The 16,545-nt window shown below is 62.1% G+C and carries 11 protein-coding genes and 1 pseudogene; 4 read left to right on the forward strand and 8 right to left on the reverse strand.

Annotated features, from left to right (window positions below; genetic code table 11):
- Nucleotides 1-5 precede the first annotated feature (5 nt).
- The 3 genes from C4N04_RS21960 to pdxY form a co-directional block, all read right to left on the reverse strand.
- Nucleotides 6-1,625 carry a GGDEF domain-containing protein gene (locus tag C4N04_RS21960; RefSeq protein WP_106797020.1) on the reverse strand — a complete coding sequence of 540 codons (1,620 nt, stop codon included), beginning with the start codon at nucleotides 1,623-1,625 and terminating at the stop codon, nucleotides 6-8.
- A 93-nt stretch (nucleotides 1,626-1,718) separates the two neighbouring features.
- Nucleotides 1,719-2,360 (reverse strand): carbonic anhydrase, encoded by a 642-nt coding sequence (locus C4N04_RS21965; RefSeq protein WP_077992409.1) that lies wholly within the window; start codon nucleotides 2,358-2,360, stop codon nucleotides 1,719-1,721.
- Nucleotides 2,361-2,431: 71 nt separating this feature from the next.
- Nucleotides 2,432-3,307 carry a pyridoxal kinase PdxY gene (pdxY, locus tag C4N04_RS21970; protein WP_106797021.1) on the reverse strand — a complete coding sequence of 292 codons (876 nt, stop codon included), beginning with the start codon at nucleotides 3,305-3,307 and terminating at the stop codon, nucleotides 2,432-2,434.
- 15 nt (nucleotides 3,308-3,322) lie between these two features.
- Here pdxY and C4N04_RS21975 point away from each other — a divergent pair, with 15 nt between their 5' ends.
- The 3 genes from C4N04_RS21975 to C4N04_RS21985 are packed head-to-tail and all read left to right on the forward strand — an operon-like array spanning nucleotide 3,323 to nucleotide 9,773.
- A complete protein-coding gene (locus tag C4N04_RS21975) occupies nucleotides 3,323-3,637 on the forward strand; it encodes a hypothetical protein (RefSeq protein WP_245425645.1) in 315 nt (104 codons plus the stop codon).
- A complete protein-coding gene (locus tag C4N04_RS21980; RefSeq protein ID WP_106797022.1) occupies nucleotides 3,585-8,360 on the forward strand; it encodes an NAD-glutamate dehydrogenase in 4,776 nt (1,591 codons plus the stop codon). Before C4N04_RS21975 ends, C4N04_RS21980 begins: the two co-directional genes overlap by 53 nt.
- Before the next feature lie 24 nt (nucleotides 8,361-8,384).
- A complete protein-coding gene (locus tag C4N04_RS21985; RefSeq protein ID WP_106797023.1) occupies nucleotides 8,385-9,773 on the forward strand; it encodes an MFS transporter in 1,389 nt (462 codons plus the stop codon).
- An 8-nt stretch (nucleotides 9,774-9,781) separates the two neighbouring features.
- Here C4N04_RS21985 and purH read toward each other — a convergent pair whose 3' ends face one another.
- The 4 genes from purH to htpX all read right to left on the reverse strand — a co-directional run bounded on the left by purH (nucleotide 9,782) and on the right by htpX (nucleotide 15,692).
- Nucleotides 9,782-11,398 (reverse strand): bifunctional phosphoribosylaminoimidazolecarboxamide formyltransferase/IMP cyclohydrolase, encoded by a 1,617-nt coding sequence (gene purH, locus C4N04_RS21990; RefSeq protein ID WP_106797024.1) that lies wholly within the window; start codon nucleotides 11,396-11,398, stop codon nucleotides 9,782-9,784.
- A gap of 72 nt (nucleotides 11,399-11,470) precedes the next feature.
- Entirely contained in the window at nucleotides 11,471-13,144 is a 1,674-nt protein-coding gene (locus C4N04_RS21995) for a heparinase II/III family protein (protein ID WP_077992416.1), read from the reverse strand.
- Nucleotides 13,145-13,347: 203 nt separating this feature from the next.
- Entirely contained in the window at nucleotides 13,348-14,748 is a 1,401-nt protein-coding gene (locus C4N04_RS22000; RefSeq protein ID WP_106797025.1) for an RsmB/NOP family class I SAM-dependent RNA methyltransferase, read from the reverse strand.
- A complete protein-coding gene (gene htpX / locus C4N04_RS22005) occupies nucleotides 14,739-15,692 on the reverse strand; it encodes a zinc metalloprotease HtpX (RefSeq protein WP_077992418.1) in 954 nt (317 codons plus the stop codon). Before htpX ends, C4N04_RS22000 begins: the two co-directional genes overlap by 10 nt.
- A 110-nt stretch (nucleotides 15,693-15,802) precedes the next feature.
- On the opposite strand from htpX, the gene C4N04_RS22010 reads away from it, so the two are divergent.
- Nucleotides 15,803-16,027 (forward strand): DUF1674 domain-containing protein, encoded by a 225-nt coding sequence (locus C4N04_RS22010; RefSeq protein WP_096762116.1) that lies wholly within the window; start codon nucleotides 15,803-15,805, stop codon nucleotides 16,025-16,027.
- 102 nt (nucleotides 16,028-16,129) lie between these two features.
- On the opposite strand, the pseudogene C4N04_RS22015 reads toward C4N04_RS22010, so the two are convergent.
- Nucleotides 16,130-16,545 (reverse strand): annotated as a pseudogene (locus C4N04_RS22015) (acetyl-coenzyme A synthetase); the annotation flags it as partial.

Consider the following 16,545-nt stretch of genomic DNA (forward strand, 5'->3'; position numbering starts at 1 on the left):
GTTTTTCATAGGCGCGCATCGAAACCACCGCCGGAGGCTGCCTTGCGGCGCTCCTCCTGCGGCGGAGCCGGCACGACCGGCCCGGAAACGACGCAGTTGCGGCCGGACGCCTTGGCGGCGTAAAGCGCCAGATCTGCGCGTTTGACAAGATCCTCGAAGTTCCGGCTTGCGCCGTCGTTTGCCCGGCCGGCGCATCCGAAACTCGCCGTGACCTTGAGCAGCTCGCCGCTCGGTAACGGGATTTCCGCCATCTCGATCGCCAGCCGCACCCGCTCTGCAACGATTGCAGCGTCGTCTGGCGTCGAATCGGGTAGAAGCGCCAGGAACTCCTCGCCGCCGTGACGCACCAGCAGATCGAAAGAACGGAAATTCTCGCGCGCGACACCCGCGACATGGCGAAGCACGGCGTCGCCCGCGTCATGACCATAGATATCGTTGATCCTCTTGAAATGATCGAGATCGAACAGCACGACGGATATCCAGCGCGATCCGTGTTCGGCCTGGGTCAGAAGCGCGGATGCCGCGACCTCGAAGCCGCGCCTGTTATACAGGCCGGTCAAGAGGTCGGTCTGGGCGGCGTTGCGCAACTCCGCCACCAGCGCCTCGCGGTCCAGCGTCAGCCGGTCGATCAGGCGCAGACCCCGTGCCGCAAGCACCATCACCAACGTGGCGAGGATGAGCAGACCAGCACACAGCGCGAGAATCCGCGTCAAATGCAGGTGCGAACGCGTCGAAAAGTTCTCGCCGGTGTCGTGAATATCTCTGGCGGCCTCGATCATCTTCTGCTGCAGGAAACTCATTCGTTCGTTCTGCGCCGCGGCCCAGACGTCACGTACTGCGCGCGTCGGCCGCGATCCGGCGAGGATCGCATCGGTGATGGCATTCGCCTTCACCTGACTGCTGCGACCGAGATAGCCGACGATATCGCGCTCGATCGACTTTTCGGAGTGGAAGACCATGTGATCCATGCCCTCGCCGATCATCACCTTTCCCTGCACGAACAGCTCCACCGGAAATCTAGCGGAGGGGCCGCGGTCGAGGTAACGCGTGCCAATCCCGGTGATCAGCCTTTCGCCATAGTAGGTCAGCATGATGCCCATCAGCTGGTTGGATTTCTCGAGCAGCACCGGGTCGCTGATCAGCGGCGAGAGCGCATCGACGACGGCAAGCTGCTTGAGGGCCGCGTACCAGTAGATGGAACCGGGATCGCTGCCGGCATAACGGCCCTGGTCGACGGCGCTTCGGGCGGCGATGATGCGGCTATAGGCGAGGCCGAGAGTCGACAATTCGTCCATGAGCTCTTCATCGAGCACATCGCGGGAAGGCAGGCTGGCGTAAAAAGCCCGGCGTTCGTCATCGAGCGTCGCCCGGCTTCGCTGCATGTCCATCGCAGTCTTGCTGCTGGGATGAGCGAGATAGTGGCGCGTGGCACCGATTTCACTCAGGATCTCAGTGGCGGCGATTGACCCGCCGCGGGCAAGCACGTCGGCGAACTGCCGGTCTTTCTCGAGGTTCCTGTATTGCGTCAGGGAAGTCCGGATGACGACGACGCCTTCAATGAGCATGAAGACGAAGGGCAGCATGATGGCCGCCAGGATAACCTTTTTGATGGTCTCGAATTTCATCGCCAATCGCCACGGTCATCAAAAACGTCGGTCGCGCGACCACTGACAGAAGCTTAACGGAAATTCTTAAAAAACTGATAAAGCGGCAGGTCCCTAGATCTCGGGACGAATGAAGTCGCGTGTCTCGGCATCCATAACCCAGAGTTCGCCGGTCGAAATATCGAACCACGCGCCGTGGAGATGCAATTTCCCTGCCTCCTCGAGCGTCCTGATCTCGGGAAAGGTTCTGAGATTGTCGATCGAATTGCGGATCGAAACGCGCTCCAGCGCCGTCTGCCGCTCGGCTGCCGTCATCACGTCATTGCTCTGGATCTGCTCGGCTGCCGGTTTGACCAGCGACATCCAGCGACCGATGAAATCGCCCGGCGACAGCGGCTCGACGTTCGGATCGAGTGCTGCACGGATGCCGCCGCAGCGGCCATGGCCCATCACGACGATATCCGAGACCTTCAGCGCCTGCACGGCAAATTCCAGTGCGGCCGATGTCGAATGGAAATGCCCATCCGGCTCGTAGGGCGGCACCATATTGGCGACGTTGCGGATAACGAAAAGCTCGCCTGGGCCGGCATCGAAGATCAGCTCGGGAGCTGCGCGTGAATCCGAACAGGCAATGACCAGCGTACTCGGGCTCTGGCCGTTTTCGGCCAGCTGCCGATATCGGTCGCGGGCGTCGGCATAACGCCCGTTCATAAAGTTGCGATAGCCGTCCAGAAGGGTGTTTGGAAAACGCTGCATTCTTCTGGATTAGCGCGCGCCGAAGACAAGATCAACTGCTGCACCGCAAAATGAGCACACTGGCAGACGCATCATTTTTTCCGCCGCTGCGCCGGATGCACGAGCCGGCGCATCTGCACCATCGCCATCGGCCTCGAAAGGCTTGACGCGTCGCTTGCCAGCATCAACTCGTTGCTGCCGCGCTTGACGGCACGCGCCAGCACTTCGAAAACGCTGGCGGTGGCAAGCTGCAACGCCTTTTCATCCTCAAGACCGGATAGCAGGCGCGACAAGAAAACCGCGGCGAGCAGGTCGCCGAGACCGTTCGGCGGGTTCTCGACGACGCGGTGCTCGGCAAGAAGCGCGTGACGGCCGGAAAGATAGAGATTGCCGGTACCACCCGCCATCATCGGCACCGCCGAGGTGACGAGCATACGCGACGGCCCGAGCGCCAGCGCCGCCTCCATGATCGCGCTGTTGTCGTCAAGCGCTGCTCCCGACAGCCAGGCGAGCTCGTAGCGGTTCGGCGTCGCCAGCGAGGCGAGCGGGATGAGATCGTCACGAATGGCCTCGGCCGTTGCTTCCGGCACGTAGAGGCCGCCGAGGTCGCCCATCACGGGATCGCAGACATAGAGCAGTTCGGGATTGTTCTGGCGCAGTGCAGCGATCAGCCGGGCGACGGAGCGCGCCTGGGCGGCATTGCCCAAATAGCCCGAAAGCACCGCGCGGACTTCACCGATCCAGGGCGCACGGATCAAATCGTCGATCGCCGCGTCGAAATCGGCTTCCGCAAATGTCAGCCGCGTCGAACGGCCATGGCCGGGATGCCAGGGCAGGATGATGGTCGGCAGCGCCCAGACCGGATGGCCGAGCGTCTCCAGTGCGAAGACCGCCGCTCGATTTCCGACCGAGCCGCGCACGACATGGCTGGAGATGACGATGACTGCGCCCGCTGCATTTTCCGACATGGTATCAAGGTCCGCATGATGATGGCGTTTGATGATCTTTTTGACGCCACGCTGTCAACCATTCTTAATCTGCGCATGGAAATGTGCGGCGAAAGAAAAAGGGAAAAGATGGCCGTCGACGTGTGTTTTGGCTACGAAATCGGAAAAATCTCCGACAATTTCCCATTTCCGGCGCCAAAAAAGCGTCAAAACCATCGCGCTGGCCCCTATTTTAGAGATTTTTTCGAAGAATCTTCTGCTAGCTTGCAGAAAATCAGTCCATTGCGGGAGGCGATCCATGGCTGCCAGAAACAATCCGAAACGGGAAAAACAGATCGAAGGCGCGCGTAAGGTCGCCAAGGCGACGGGCGAGGCCCGTCTCGATCCGGAAATTCTCTTCGGCCGGGCAAGCAATGACGATCTCGAACGCTACACGCCTGAAATGCTGGCGCTTTCTGCCGTGCATTCGGCAAAAGAACTTGCCGCCTGGAACGGCAAGACGCCGCGCGTCAGTATCGACACCATCGGCGGTGTGGCCCCTGACGGCATTGCCGTCTCGGTGCTTTCGGTGACCGACCGGAATATGCCGTTTCTCTATGAATCGGTAATGGGTGAAGTGACGAGTACCCACCGCGATCTCTTCATGGCCGTGCATCCCATCCTGGTGATGGAAAAGGGCAAAGCGCCTACGCTCTATTCCGCCGATCAGCCGAGCGATCCCGCCACACGCGTCAGCCATATCCAGCTCCATATCGCCCCGCTGAATTCCAGCCAGGCGGCCGATCTCGTCAAACGTATCCAGACCGTGCTCGAACAGGTCCGTCTGTCGGTCTCGGACTGGAAGCCGATGCTTTCCAAGCTCGACGTGGTAATCGACGAGCTTTCGGCCAATGGCGCCGGCCGCAGGAAGGCCGAACACGCCGAGGCGCTGGCGTTCCTCAACTGGCTGCGCGACGAGAATTTCACCTTCCTCGGCATGCGCGAATATGTTTATTCCGGCAAGGGTTCCGATGCCAAGGTCGAGCGCGACAAGGGCACGGGCCTCGGCATCCTCTCCAATCCCGATGTTCGGGTGCTGCGTACCGGCAAGGATGCCGTGACGACGACGCCTGAGATCCTCGCCTTCCTCGACGGCCCCGACTTCCTGATCGTCACCAAGGCAAATGTGAAATCGATCGTCCATCGCCGCGCCTATATGGATTATGTCGGCGTCAAGCGTTTCGACGCCGAGGGCAATGTCACCGGCGAACTGCGCATCGTCGGCCTGTTCACCTCGACAGCCTATACGTCGCTCGCCTCGGAAATCCCGCTGCTGCGTTCCAAGATCGAAAAGGTGAAGGAGCATTTCGGCTTCGACCCGATGAGCCATTCCGGCCGCATGCTTGATAACACGCTGGAATCCTATCCGCGCGATGATCTTTTCCAGATCGACACGACACTGCTTGCCAGCTTTGCCGAGCAGATCAACGATCTGGCCGACCGGCCGCGCGTGCGCGTCCTGCCGCGCATCGACCATTTCGACCGCTTCGTCTCGGTGATCGTCTATGTGCCGCGCGAGGAATACGACTCGATCGTGCGCGAGCGGATTGGCACCTATCTGAAGACCGTCTATGACGGCCGTGTCTCTGCCTATTATCCGGCTTTCCCCGAAGGCGGCGTGGCGCGCGTGCATTTCATCATCGGCCGCTCCGGCGGCAAGACGCCCCGCATTCCGCAGGCGAAGCTCGAGCAGACGATCCGTGAAATCACCGCCCGCTGGGACGACCGTTTCGAAGCGCTAGCCGGGCCGAAAGCGCCGAAAATATCAGTCGACCAGGCCTTTCAGGATTCCTTCACCCCGGAGGAAACCGTCGCCGACCTCGCCGATATCGGTGCCTGCGCCGCCGGCGAGCCGATCCGCATCCAGTTCTATCATCGTCAGGAAAACCAGAGCCGCATCCTCTCGCTGAAGATCTTCCACGCCGGCGGCCAGCTGGCGCTGTCGCGGCGTGTGCCGCTTCTCGAGAATCTAGGCTTCAATGTCGTCAGCGAACGCACCTTCGATATCGGAGTGCCGGTTGCTGACGGTCAACCCAAACTCGTGGTGCTGCATGACATGGAGCTCGAGACCCGCAACGGCCGCGACATCGACCTGCAGCGCTATGGCGCCGCCCTCGAGGAAGCCTTCGTCGCCGCCTTTGCCGGCACGATCGACAATGACAGCTTCAACCGGCTGATCCTTTCGGCGGGGCTCTCGGCCCGCGAGACCAATGTGCTGCGCGCCTATGCGCGCTACCTCCGCCAGGCCGGCATCGCCTATTCGCAGGACTATATCGCAACGACGCTCGACAAATATCCCGGCGTCGCCGCCGCCATTTTCCGGCTGTTCCACGACACGCTCGATCCCAAGCTGCCGGAGAAGGCCCGCGTGAAGAAGCTTGCCGAGCTGCACCAGGGGATCGAGGCCGAGCTCGCCGAGGTGCCAAGTCTCGACGACGACCGCATACTGCGCCGCTACGTCAACATCGTCGACGCCACGCTGCGGACCAACTATTTCCAGAAGAACCCTGATGGTTCGCCGAAATCCATGCTCGCCTTCAAGCTCGATCCGCACCTGGTCGACGGACTGCCGCAGCCGAAACCCTTCCGTGAGATGTTCGTCTACGGCGTCGAGGTGGAAGGCGTGCATCTGCGCTTCGGCAAGGTGGCGCGCGGCGGACTGCGCTGGTCGGACCGCGCCGAGGATTACCGCACCGAGGTGCTCGGCCTCGTCAAGGCGCAGCAGGTAAAGAACGCCGTCATTGTGCCGGTCGGCGCCAAGGGCGGCTTCTACCCGAAAAAGCTTCCCCTCGGCGGCAGCCGCGACGAGATCTTCAATGCCGGCCGCGAGGCTTACAAGACCTATATCCGCACCCTGCTTTCGATCACCGACAATATCTCCGGGGCCGAGATCGTGCCGCCGACGGATACGGTGAGGCTTGACGGCGACGACCCGTATTTCGTCGTCGCCGCCGACAAGGGCACGGCAACCTTTTCCGACACCGCCAATGCGCTGGCGCAGGAAGCCGGCTTTTGGCTTGACGACGCCTTCGCCTCCGGCGGCTCGGCCGGTTACGACCACAAGAAGATGGGCATCACCGCCCGCGGCGCCTGGGAAACTGTCAAACGCCATTTCCGCGAAATGGACATCGACATCCAGACGACCCCCTTCACCGTCGCCGGCGTCGGCGACATGTCGGGCGACGTCTTCGGCAACGGCATGCTGCTGTCGCCGAAGATCCGGCTGGTCGCCGCCTTCGACCACCGCGACATCATCATCGATCCCGATCCCGACATGGAAAAGACGCTGGCAGAACGCCAGCGGCTCTTCGACCTGCCGCGCTCGAGCTGGCAGGATTTCGACAAAAACATGCTTTCGAAAGGTGCGATGATCATTTCCCGCGCGGCAAAATCGGTGACGCTGACGCCGGAAGCGATCGCGGCAATCGGCATCGACAAAGCCGTGGCCACGCCATTCGAGATCATGACGGCGATCCTGAAAAGCCCGGTCGACCTGCTCTGGTTCGGCGGTATCGGCACCTATGTGAAAGCGTCCTCCGAAACCGATACCGAGGTCGGCGACCGCGCCAACGATCCGATCCGCATCACCGCGGCGGAGGTACGCGCCAAGGTGATCGGCGAGGGCGCCAACCTCGGCGTCACGCAAAAGGGCCGCATTGCCTATGGCCTCAGGGGCGGGCGCTGCAATTCCGACGCCATCGACAACTCGGCCGGCGTCAACACCTCGGACGTCGAGGTCAACATCAAGATCGCGCTGGCGGCTGCGATGCATGACGGACGGCTGACGCGGGCGAAACGTGATCAGCTTCTTTCGTCGATGACCGCTGAAGTGGCGGCTCTCGTGCTGCGCAACAATTATCTCCAGTCGCTGGCGATCTCGCTGACGGAGCGCAAGGGTACGGCAAATGGGCTGGAGCTCGGCCGCTTCATGAGCGTGCTCGAAGCCGCCGGCCAGCTGAACCGCAAGGTCGAGACCTTGCCCGACGACCAGACCCTCGCCGAACGCTATACGGCGGGCAAGCCGCTGACGCGGCCGGAAATCGGCGTTCTGGTGTCCTATGCCAAGATCGTGCTCTTCGACGCGCTCGCCGCAAGCGATCTGCCCGACGACCCCTATTTTGCGTCGACGCTGTCGAATTATTTCCCGGTCAAAATGCAGAAGTCGAACGCCGACGATATCGCCAGCCACCGCCTGCGGCGTGAAATCATCGCGACCGTGCTAGCCAACGAAGCGATCAACCGCGGCGGGCCGAGCTTTATCGTAGCGATGATGGATGCAACGGCGGCTTCGGCGCCGGAAGTGGTGCGCGCCGCAATCGTCGCGCGTGACGGTTTCGACCTCACCCGACTCTGGGCCGAGACGGATGCGCTCGACGGCAAGATATCGGGCGAGATGCAGAACCGCATCTACGAGGAAATCAGCCACAGCTTTATTGTTCTCACGCGCCTGCTGTTGAAGACCGCCATGACCAAGGCCGATATGGCCGAGGTGATTAGCCGGCTGCAGGCCGCTCTTAAGAAGTTGCGGCCTGCTTTTGCAGAACAAGCAGCCGCCGATGCTGCCTCACGACAGGCGGAATACGTCCAGGCGGGTGTGCCAGAAAAGCTCGCTGCCGAGATCGCCAACCTCCAGAGCTTCGCGCTGGTGCCGGAGATCATGCAGATTGCCGAGCGCACCGGCGAGCCGCTGGTGCGTGCTGCGGAAAATTATTTCGCGGTGTCGAAGACCTTCCGGATCGCCCGGCTGCTTGCGGCCGGTGGCCGGATCCTCACCTCCGACCACTACGAAAATCTGGCACTCGCCCGCAGCATCGACCAGATCGCCAGCGCCCGGCGCGACATCGTCATTTCGGCCCTGTCCGACCACGGCAAGGAAAAGCTGCCCGTCCAGGCCTGGCATGCCCAGGATCGCGTCCGCATCAACCGCATCGTCGAAGAGCTTTCGAGCCTCAGCGACAGCGGCGATCCCAATCTTGCGCGCATTACCGTGGCCGCCGGCATCCTGACCGATCTTGCGCGCGACCGGGCGAGGTGAGACAGTCCGCCAAAAAAGGAGCGGATGTTGAATCGCATAGACTGGACAGGAACGCAGCCGCCGAAAGCCACGGAGAAGGGCATCTGGGGGTGGATGTTCTTCGACTGGGCGGCGCAGCCCTTCTTCACCGTGGTCACCACCTTCATCTTCGGACCCTATTTCGTCTCCCGCCTGACCGATGACCCGGTGTCGGCGCAGACGACTTGGAGCAACATGGCGACGATCTCGTCGCTGATCATCGCCCTGCTCTCGCCCGTTCTCGGCTCGATCGCCGACCAGTCCGGCGCGCGCAAGCCCTGGATCGGCTTCTTCGCCGTCGTCAAGATCGCAAGTCTGTTCGGCCTGTGGTTCGCAGCCCCTGGTTCGCCTGTCCTCTATCCCGTAATCTTCATGATCCTCGCCTCGATTTCGGCCGAGTTTTCGATCGTCTTCAATGATTCGATGATGCCGCGGCTGGTCGCCAAGCACGAGGTCGGCAAGCTTTCCAACACCGCCTGGGGGCTTGGTTATCTCGGCGGCATCATCGTGCTCATTGCTGTCGTCACGCTTCTGGCGGCAAGCCCGGAAAGCGGCAAGACCGTTCTCGGCCTCGACCCGCTTTTTGGCCTTGATCCCAAGACCGGCCAGGATGCACGCATCACCGGGCCGATCTCGGCCGTCTGGTACCTGATCTTCATCCTGCCGATGTTCTTCTTCACGCCCGATGTCGGCAGAGGCCTGCCCTTCGGCACCGCCATCCGCGCCGGCCTGTCGGAGCTCAGGAACACCCTCGGCGAACTCAAAGAGCGGCGCGGCATCCTCAAATTCCTGATTGCCCGCATGATCTATCAGGACGGCGTCAACGGCCTGCTGATCCTCGGCGGCGTTTTTGCCGCCGGCATGTTCGGCTGGGCAACGATCGAAATCGGCCTTTACGGCATCATCCTCAACGTCATCGCCATCTTCGGCTGCCTGATCGCCGGCCGCATCGACAAGGGCGTCGGTTCGAAGGTGACGGTTGTTATCAGCCTCACCATGCTGCTTCTCGCCACCATCGGCATCATCTCGACCGGGCCGGGTTACACGATGTTTGGCCTGGTGGCGTTGCCGACGACGGATTCCGGCGGCCTCTTCGGCACCGCCGCGGAAAAGGCCTATATCCTTTACGGCCTGTTGATCGGGTTCGCCTTCGGGCCGGTCCAGGCCTCGTCGCGCTCCTATCTCGCCCGCAGCGTCAGCCCTGAAGAAGCCGGCCGGTACTTCGGCATCTATGCGCTTTCGGGGCGCGCCACGAGCTTTATGGCGACGCTGCTCTTTTCGCTGGTGACCTATATGAGCGGATCACCGCGGCTCGGAATGGCGACGCTGATCCTGTTCCTCGCCGGCGGACTGGTGCTGCTCGTCCGCACGCCCTATCCGGCCGATCGGGCATAGACGCCCAATTAGTGCCGGAAGTGGCGCATGCCGGTGAAGACCATCGCGACGCCGTGTTCATTGGCGGCATCGATAACCTCCTGATCACGCATCGAACCGCCCGGCTGGATCACCGCCGTCGCGCCCGCGGCAATCATCGACAGAAGACCGTCGGCAAACGGCAGGAAGGCTTCGGAGGCAACCGCCGAACCCTTTGTCATCGGAACCTCGAGGCCGAGCGCCTTGGCGGCCTCTTCGGCCTTTAAAGCAGCGATGCGGGCCGAATCGACCCGGCTCATCTGGCCGGCGCCGATGCCGGCCGTCTGGCCGTCCTTGGCATAGACCACGGCATTCGATTTGACGTGTTTTCCGACCTTGAAGGCGAACTTCATGTCCTCGAGCTCCTGCGCCGTCGGCGCGCGCCTGGTGACGACCTTGAGTTCCAGATCCTCGACCATGCCGTTGTCGCGGCTCTGGACGAGCAGGCCGCCGGAGACGGTCTTCGCCGTCAGCCCTGTAACGCGCGGATCGGGCAGGCCGCCGGCGGACAGGAGCCTGAGATTAGGTTTGCGGGCGACGATCGCCTTTGCCTCTTCGGTGACATCGGGGGCGATGATCACCTCGGTGAACAGCTTGACGATCTCTTCGGCCGTTTCGCCGTCTAATATCTGGTTCAGCGCAATGATGCCGCCGAAGGCGGAAACGGAATCGCAGGCAAGCGCCCGCTGATAGGCTTCGACCAGGCTGGAGCCGGTGGCGACGCCGCAGGGGTTGGCGTGTTTGATGATGGCGCAGGCAGGCGCCTTTTCCGGCAGGAACTCGGCGACCAGCTCGTAGGCCGCGTCGGTATCGTTGATATTGTTATAGGAGAGCTGCTTGCCCTGGAGAAGGACAGCCGTCGAAACACCCGGGCGCTTCTCGCCGGTCACATAGAAGGCGGCCTTCTGGTGCGGGTTTTCGCCGTAGCGCATCTCTTCCTTCAGCACACCGCCAATGACGCGGTGGCGCGGCGTGTCGATCGATAGCGCTTCGGCAAACCAGTTGGAAATCGCAGCGTCATAGGCCGCGGTGCGGGAATAGGCCTTGGCGGCCATGCGCTGGCGGAAGGCGTAGGCCGTCTTGCCTGCATCGGCCGAAAGCTGCTCCTTGAACTCGGCATAATCGTCGGGATCGGTCAGGATCGTCACATAGGCATGGTTCTTGGCCGATGCCCGGATCATTGCCGGACCACCAATATCGATATTCTCGACGGTCGTCGGGTAATCGCCGCCGGCCGCGCGCACCTCCTCGAAGGGATAGAGGTTGATGACGGCGAGATCGATGGCCTCGATGCCGTGCTTCTTCATCGCTTCCTGGTGTTCGCTGTCGTCACGAATCGCCAGCAGGCCGCCATGCACTGTCGGGTGCAGCGTCTTGACGCGGCCATCCATGATCTCCGGAAAACCGGTGATGTCGGAGACATCGGTGACGGCGAGACCGGCAGCAGCGATCGCCTTGTAGGTGCCACCGGTCGACAGCAGGCGCACGCCTCTTTCAGACAAGGCCTGGGCGAGCTCGACGATGCCGGTCTTGTCAAAGACGGAGAGGAGCGCGGTCTTGATTTCGACCTTGTCCGGTGCGGGGATTTTCTTGGAAATGACGGCCATGAACTTTCTCCGTTCGGGCTTCGGTTCTGCTTGCGCCGCGTTAGCACAGCTTCGCCGCCGCGCAAACAGGCGCTAACCCTTGCGGGATAAAAACCAGCGGATTTCCGTCTTCTCGGCAAGATCGAAGTCGATCTCGATCTGGTCCGAGCCGCAAATGCCGGAGCTGTCGGCAAAGAAAATGTCCTCGGAAATCAGCACTTCGTTGCCGGGGGCGGAAAACAGCCAGCTTTCGCCGTCCGGCGCAGTCAGCAGCACTGACTCGCCGTCGCTTTGCTGCAGCACGATCGAAGGATGGATATGAAACCGGGCGACCGCCTTCAGGGGCTCGTCGCTGTCATATCCGTCACGGACGACCAACCGGTCGTGGCCCGTTACGATCGTGCCGGCGGCATTGAGTGTCAGCTCACGCTCATGCAGCACGCCGAATGCTCTTACATAACCGTCATGGCTGAGCTTGATGCCGTCGCGTCCATCCTCCGTCTCCGCACGCTCGACCGTTACCGTCCTGACCGGTTCGGTGATCGCATGGTTGAGGAAAGGCGAGAGCGAAAAGCGACTGGAGGAAGTGTCGTTGAGGATGACGGTCGAATGCGCCGCGGTCGTGCGCGCCATCTGGACATAGCGGTGCCCGGCAAATTTCGGCGAGCCGGAATTGACGATGAAGCGATGGCGGCCCGACGACATCTCGAAGGAAAGGCTGCCGGCATGCGCAGTGCGCACCGCGCCGCCTGCAGGCGGCGCGCCGCTATCGGCGATGATCACCGTCCTGCCCCCGGCAAGTCGCTGATAGCGCGACTGCGGCAAAGCTTTGAACGGCTGGCCGGCGGTCTCGTCATATCTCAGCACCGACATCAACTCGTTGGCAAGCGTCGAGGTCGCGCCGTTGAAAAGCGCCAGATCCCCATCCTGATGGCGAAAGAACCGCAAGGCCGGATACATGCGGTCGATGCCCGAGATCAGCTTCTGCGGCAGTTCATGGCCAAGATTGACATAGGTCTGCCGCAACGGCAGCAGATCGAGCAGCAGTTCAAGGCCGACGCGCGGATTGCGTGAGATATGGCCGCCATCCGGCAGAATCTGGCTATCGAATTCGCGATCGAGCGCCTGCGCCGCCCTTCTCAGCGTGGAGGCGCGGGCCGGCATGGCAACGGACGCCATGGCGAGCGCGATGCGCAGGCGAAACAACTCCAGGCCGCCGAGCGTATAGGGCGCCATGCGCTGCAGAAATCTCACCTGAAACGCCAGCGACTTCATGAAGCGGCGATAAAAGCCGCGGTCGGCATTCTGCAGCACGACAGGCGAATGCGACAGCCAGGCGATGACGCGCTGGGCGGTGACGTCGGTGTCCCAGGCGATCCCTTCCATGCGGCCGGCATGGATCGAGAGCCAGCTGTCGACGACGGTGCGGGCGGCGGCGGCGCTGCGTTCCGTCTTGTGGGCGCGCATATGCCGCAGCCAGCCGAAACTGTGGAGGCGGGTCGCGAAGGGCCGCGAGGGCAGGGTGAAAGTGAAGGGCGATTTGCCGTTCGTTTCCAGCATGCGCCCGGCCAGAAGAAACCGCCCGTTGAGAATTTCTTCAGCCACATGCGGATCGATGCCGCGAAGATCGGTCGGCGCGACGATCAGGCGCTCGGGCACCTTGATCGAATGGCGAAAGAGCTTCAGGCGCAGCAACGCGACGCGGCGCAAGGCGCGCCGCCAAGCTTCCCGAACATACATGCTCGCAAAACGCCGACCGGACTGCATATTCTATTGTCTATTGACCCTCGTGGTTAAGAATAGGTGAAAAGCGGCCGATTTCATCGCCCGCAATGAATTAATTCGTGACAAAGTTCGAATATATGCAAATTACCGCATTTTAGTTGAGATCATTCGACGGTTCACAACGCACCGTGGCGATGATGCGAGGGTTTAAACCCCGCATGGTTTGCTCCGACTTTTAAGGTTGGTCAGCTCGCTCGTCGCAGCACCGCTGCGTAAAAGCCGTCGAGGCCGGAGGCGATGCCCTCAGGCATCTTCAGCATGGTCGGAAGCGTGCGGAATTCGCCGAGCGGCGTGATCGCTGCCTCAAGGCCGGGCCAGTCGCCCGCATTGATCGGAACGCGCTCGATTGCATCCGTATCAGAAAGAACACGGGCGACGACCTCCTCGCCCTCGGCGGGATCGAGCGAGCAATTTGAAAACACCAGCATGCCCAAGGGCGTCAGCAGGGTCAGTGCATGGCGCAGCAAGCGCTCCTGCAGCGCCGCCAGCCTGGCGATATCATCCGGCCCCTTGGTCCATAAGACGTCAGGATGCCGGCGCGTCGTGCCGGTGGAAGAGCAGGGGGCGTCGAGCAGGATCGCATCGAAGCCTTCGGGCGGCTTGAATGTCGTCAGGTCTGCCGCGACCGTTTCCGCCGTCAGGCCAAGCCGGTCGAGATTCGAGCGCAGCCGTCTTAGCCGACTTTCCGACTGATCGAGTGCGGTGACCGCGCCGCCGGCAAGGATGAGCTGTGCCGTCTTGCCGCCGGGTGCAGCACAGAGATCCGCCGCACGTTTGCCCGCGAGATCGCCGAAAAGCCTGGCCGGAATGCTTGCCGCTGCATCCTGCACCCACCAGGCGCCCTCATCGAAACCCTCGAGCGACGGAATGCCGCCATCGAAAGCGGCAAGCCGCACGCCGCCGGTGGGCAAGGCAACGCCGTTCAACCTCTTTGCCCAGCCCTCGGCGTCGGATTTGACGGTCAGATCGATCGCCGCCGGTTCGAGCTGCGATTGCGAGATCGCCAGCGCTGCCTCCCGGCCATAGGCCTTTTCCAGCCGCGCAAGGAACCAGGACGGCATCGGCGCGACCTTGCCGATCTCTGCCAGCACCTCCTCCTTTTCGCGGCCGAGCCGGCGTAGCACGGCGTTGACCAGCTTGGCGAAACGACGATTGCGCGGATCCTGATTGGCCTGCTCGACAGCAAGATCGACGGCCGAATGGTCGGGCACGTCGAGATAGAGAATCTGCGCCGCGCCGATTGCCAGAACGTGATGCAGCGCCCGCGCGCCCTCCGGCAGCGGCGATTCCAGCAGCGAGGCGATCGCCGCATCGATGCGCGGCAGATGACGCAGCGTCGTGTTCAGAATGGCGCGGACAAGCGCCCGGTCGCTTTCACCGAGCGCTTTATAGGCAGGATTGCCATGTTCGTGATCGAGAGCGCCGTCGAGCGGCAGCTTGCGGTCGACGACAGCGGCGAGAATTTTTGCCGCCGCGGCACGGGCTTGCAGGCCGGGCTTAACAGGCGCCGACCGGTCGGCCGGCCGATCGGCGGAAGGTTTCTGTTTACGGAATGGCTTTTTCGTGCCGTCTGAATTCAAGACCACGGACCTCTTGGCGGTTGCGAACCACCGCGACCCGTATTCGGAACAGAGCGCGATTTGCGCGTCGGATTAACAGCACGAACCGGTCCCGTCGAGACATTCATGCCGCTTTGCGCCATCTCCTGCAGCGCGGCAATGCGGTTTTCCGTGTTCGGATGCGTGGAAAACAGATTGTCCATGCGCTCGCCGGAGAGCGGATTGATGATGAACATATGAGCCGTCGCCGGATTGCGCTCGGCATCCTCGTTCGGCACATGGGCGGCACCGCGGGCGATCTTGCCGAGTGCCGAAGCGAGCCAGAGCGGATTGCCGCAGATTTCGGCGCCGCGGCGGTCGGCCGAATATTCGCGCGTGCGGCTGATCGCCATCTGCACCAGCATGGCGGCAAGCGGCGCCACAATCATGGCGACGAGGACGCCGATGAAGCCGAGCGGATTGTTGTTCTCGCGGTTACCGCCGAAGAAGAAGGCGAAGTTGCCGAGCATCGAGATCGCGCCGGCAAGCGTTGCCGTGATCGTCATCGTCAGCGTGTCGCGATTCTGGATATGGGCGAGCTCATGCGCCATCACCCCGGCGACTTCCTCGGGAGACAGTGCCTGGAGCAGCCCTGTCGAGGCGGCGACCGCGGCATTTTCAGGATTGCGGCCGGTTGCGAAGGCATTCGGCTGCGGGCTGTCGTAGAGATAGACCTTCGGCATCGGCAGCCCGGCATTGCGGGCGAGATCGCGCACGATCGCAAAAAATTCCGGCGCATTGCGCTCGTCGATCTGCTGGGCGCGGTAGGCCGCCAGCACCATGCGATCGGAATTCCAGTAGGAGAAGAAATTCATGCCGGCGGCAATGAGAAATGCGATCATCATGCCGCCCCGACCGCCGATAAGGAAGCCGACAAACATGAAAAGCGCCGTCATGAAGGCAAGCAACATGGCAGTGCGAACGAGGTTCATTGCGAATCTCCAACTCCAATTTCGGCGTCGCAAGCTTTCAATCCCAACGACGGCGCATTATGATTTGGTTATTCACCAGCCATTTTCAATGTTTTCAGGCAGGAGAAGCCATGCAGGACGCCGATAACGACAATAGCCAAACGCCGACGGCCGAAGGATCGGAGCCGCCGCGAAGAATGCTGTCTCCGGCTGCCCAGCGTGCACTTGCCGAGGCCGAGGAGCGGCGAAAGAACCGGACGCCGCTGGAGCTGCCGCCGGAGATCGGCGGCCGCGGCGGAGCCGAGCCGGCCCGCTTCGGCGATTACGAGGTCAATGGCCGGGCGATCGATTTCTAAGCAAGGATTGTCGAGCCCGGGCCTTGTGCAGCCGTCTAATATTCAGCCTGCAATGTAAAGTGAGCCGCCCCAGGTCCTGGAGGCGGAGCGGCTCTGTGTTTGTCAGGCCGTCGCCTTGTTTTGCCGGTTGGCGATCAGATCGTCGACGACAGCAGGATCGGCAAGTGTCGAGGTATCGCCGAGAGCACCGAAATCATCCTCGGCGATCTTGCGCAGAATGCGGCGCATGATCTTGCCGGAGCGGGTCTTCGGCAGGCCGGGCGCAAACTGGATCTTGTCGGGCGAGGCGATCGGGCCGATTTCGGCGCGCACATGTTTGACCAGTTCCTGACGAAGCGTATCGGAACCATCATGGCCGGCCATCAGCGTCACGTAGCAATAGATGCCCTGGCCCTTGATCGCATGCGGATAACCGACGACCGCAGCTTCCGAAACCAGATTGTGCGAGACCAGCGCCGATTCCACCTCCGCCGTTCCGAGCCGGTGGCCGGAGACGTTGAGCACGTCGTCGACCCGGC

Origin of the sequence: Rhizobium sp. H4 (genome assembly GCF_003013335.1) — a bacterium.
GTDB classification, from domain to species: Bacteria; Pseudomonadota; Alphaproteobacteria; order Rhizobiales; family Rhizobiaceae; genus Rhizobium; species Rhizobium sophoriradicis.

Coding starts and splice junctions, on each gene's coding strand:
- purH (WP_106797024.1), bottom strand. CDS start 11,398: ATGGCCGTCATTTCCAAGAAAATCCCCGCACCGGACAAGGTCGAAATC.
- C4N04_RS22010 (WP_096762116.1), top strand. CDS start 15,803: ATGCAGGACGCCGATAACGACAATAGCCAAACGCCGACGGCCGAAGGA.
- C4N04_RS21995 (WP_077992416.1), bottom strand. CDS start 13,144: ATGCAGTCCGGTCGGCGTTTTGCGAGCATGTATGTTCGGGAAGCTTGG.
- C4N04_RS21980 (WP_106797022.1), top strand. CDS start 3,585: ATGGCTGCCAGAAACAATCCGAAACGGGAAAAACAGATCGAAGGCGCG.
- C4N04_RS21985 (WP_106797023.1), top strand. CDS start 8,385: ATGTTGAATCGCATAGACTGGACAGGAACGCAGCCGCCGAAAGCCACG.
- htpX (WP_077992418.1), bottom strand. CDS start 15,692: ATGAACCTCGTTCGCACTGCCATGTTGCTTGCCTTCATGACGGCGCTT.
- C4N04_RS21960 (WP_106797020.1), bottom strand. CDS start 1,625: ATGAAATTCGAGACCATCAAAAAGGTTATCCTGGCGGCCATCATGCTG.
- pdxY (WP_106797021.1), bottom strand. CDS start 3,307: ATGTCGGAAAATGCAGCGGGCGCAGTCATCGTCATCTCCAGCCATGTC.
- C4N04_RS21975 (WP_245425645.1), top strand. CDS start 3,323: ATGATGATGGCGTTTGATGATCTTTTTGACGCCACGCTGTCAACCATT.
- C4N04_RS21965 (WP_077992409.1), bottom strand. CDS start 2,360: ATGCAGCGTTTTCCAAACACCCTTCTGGACGGCTATCGCAACTTTATG.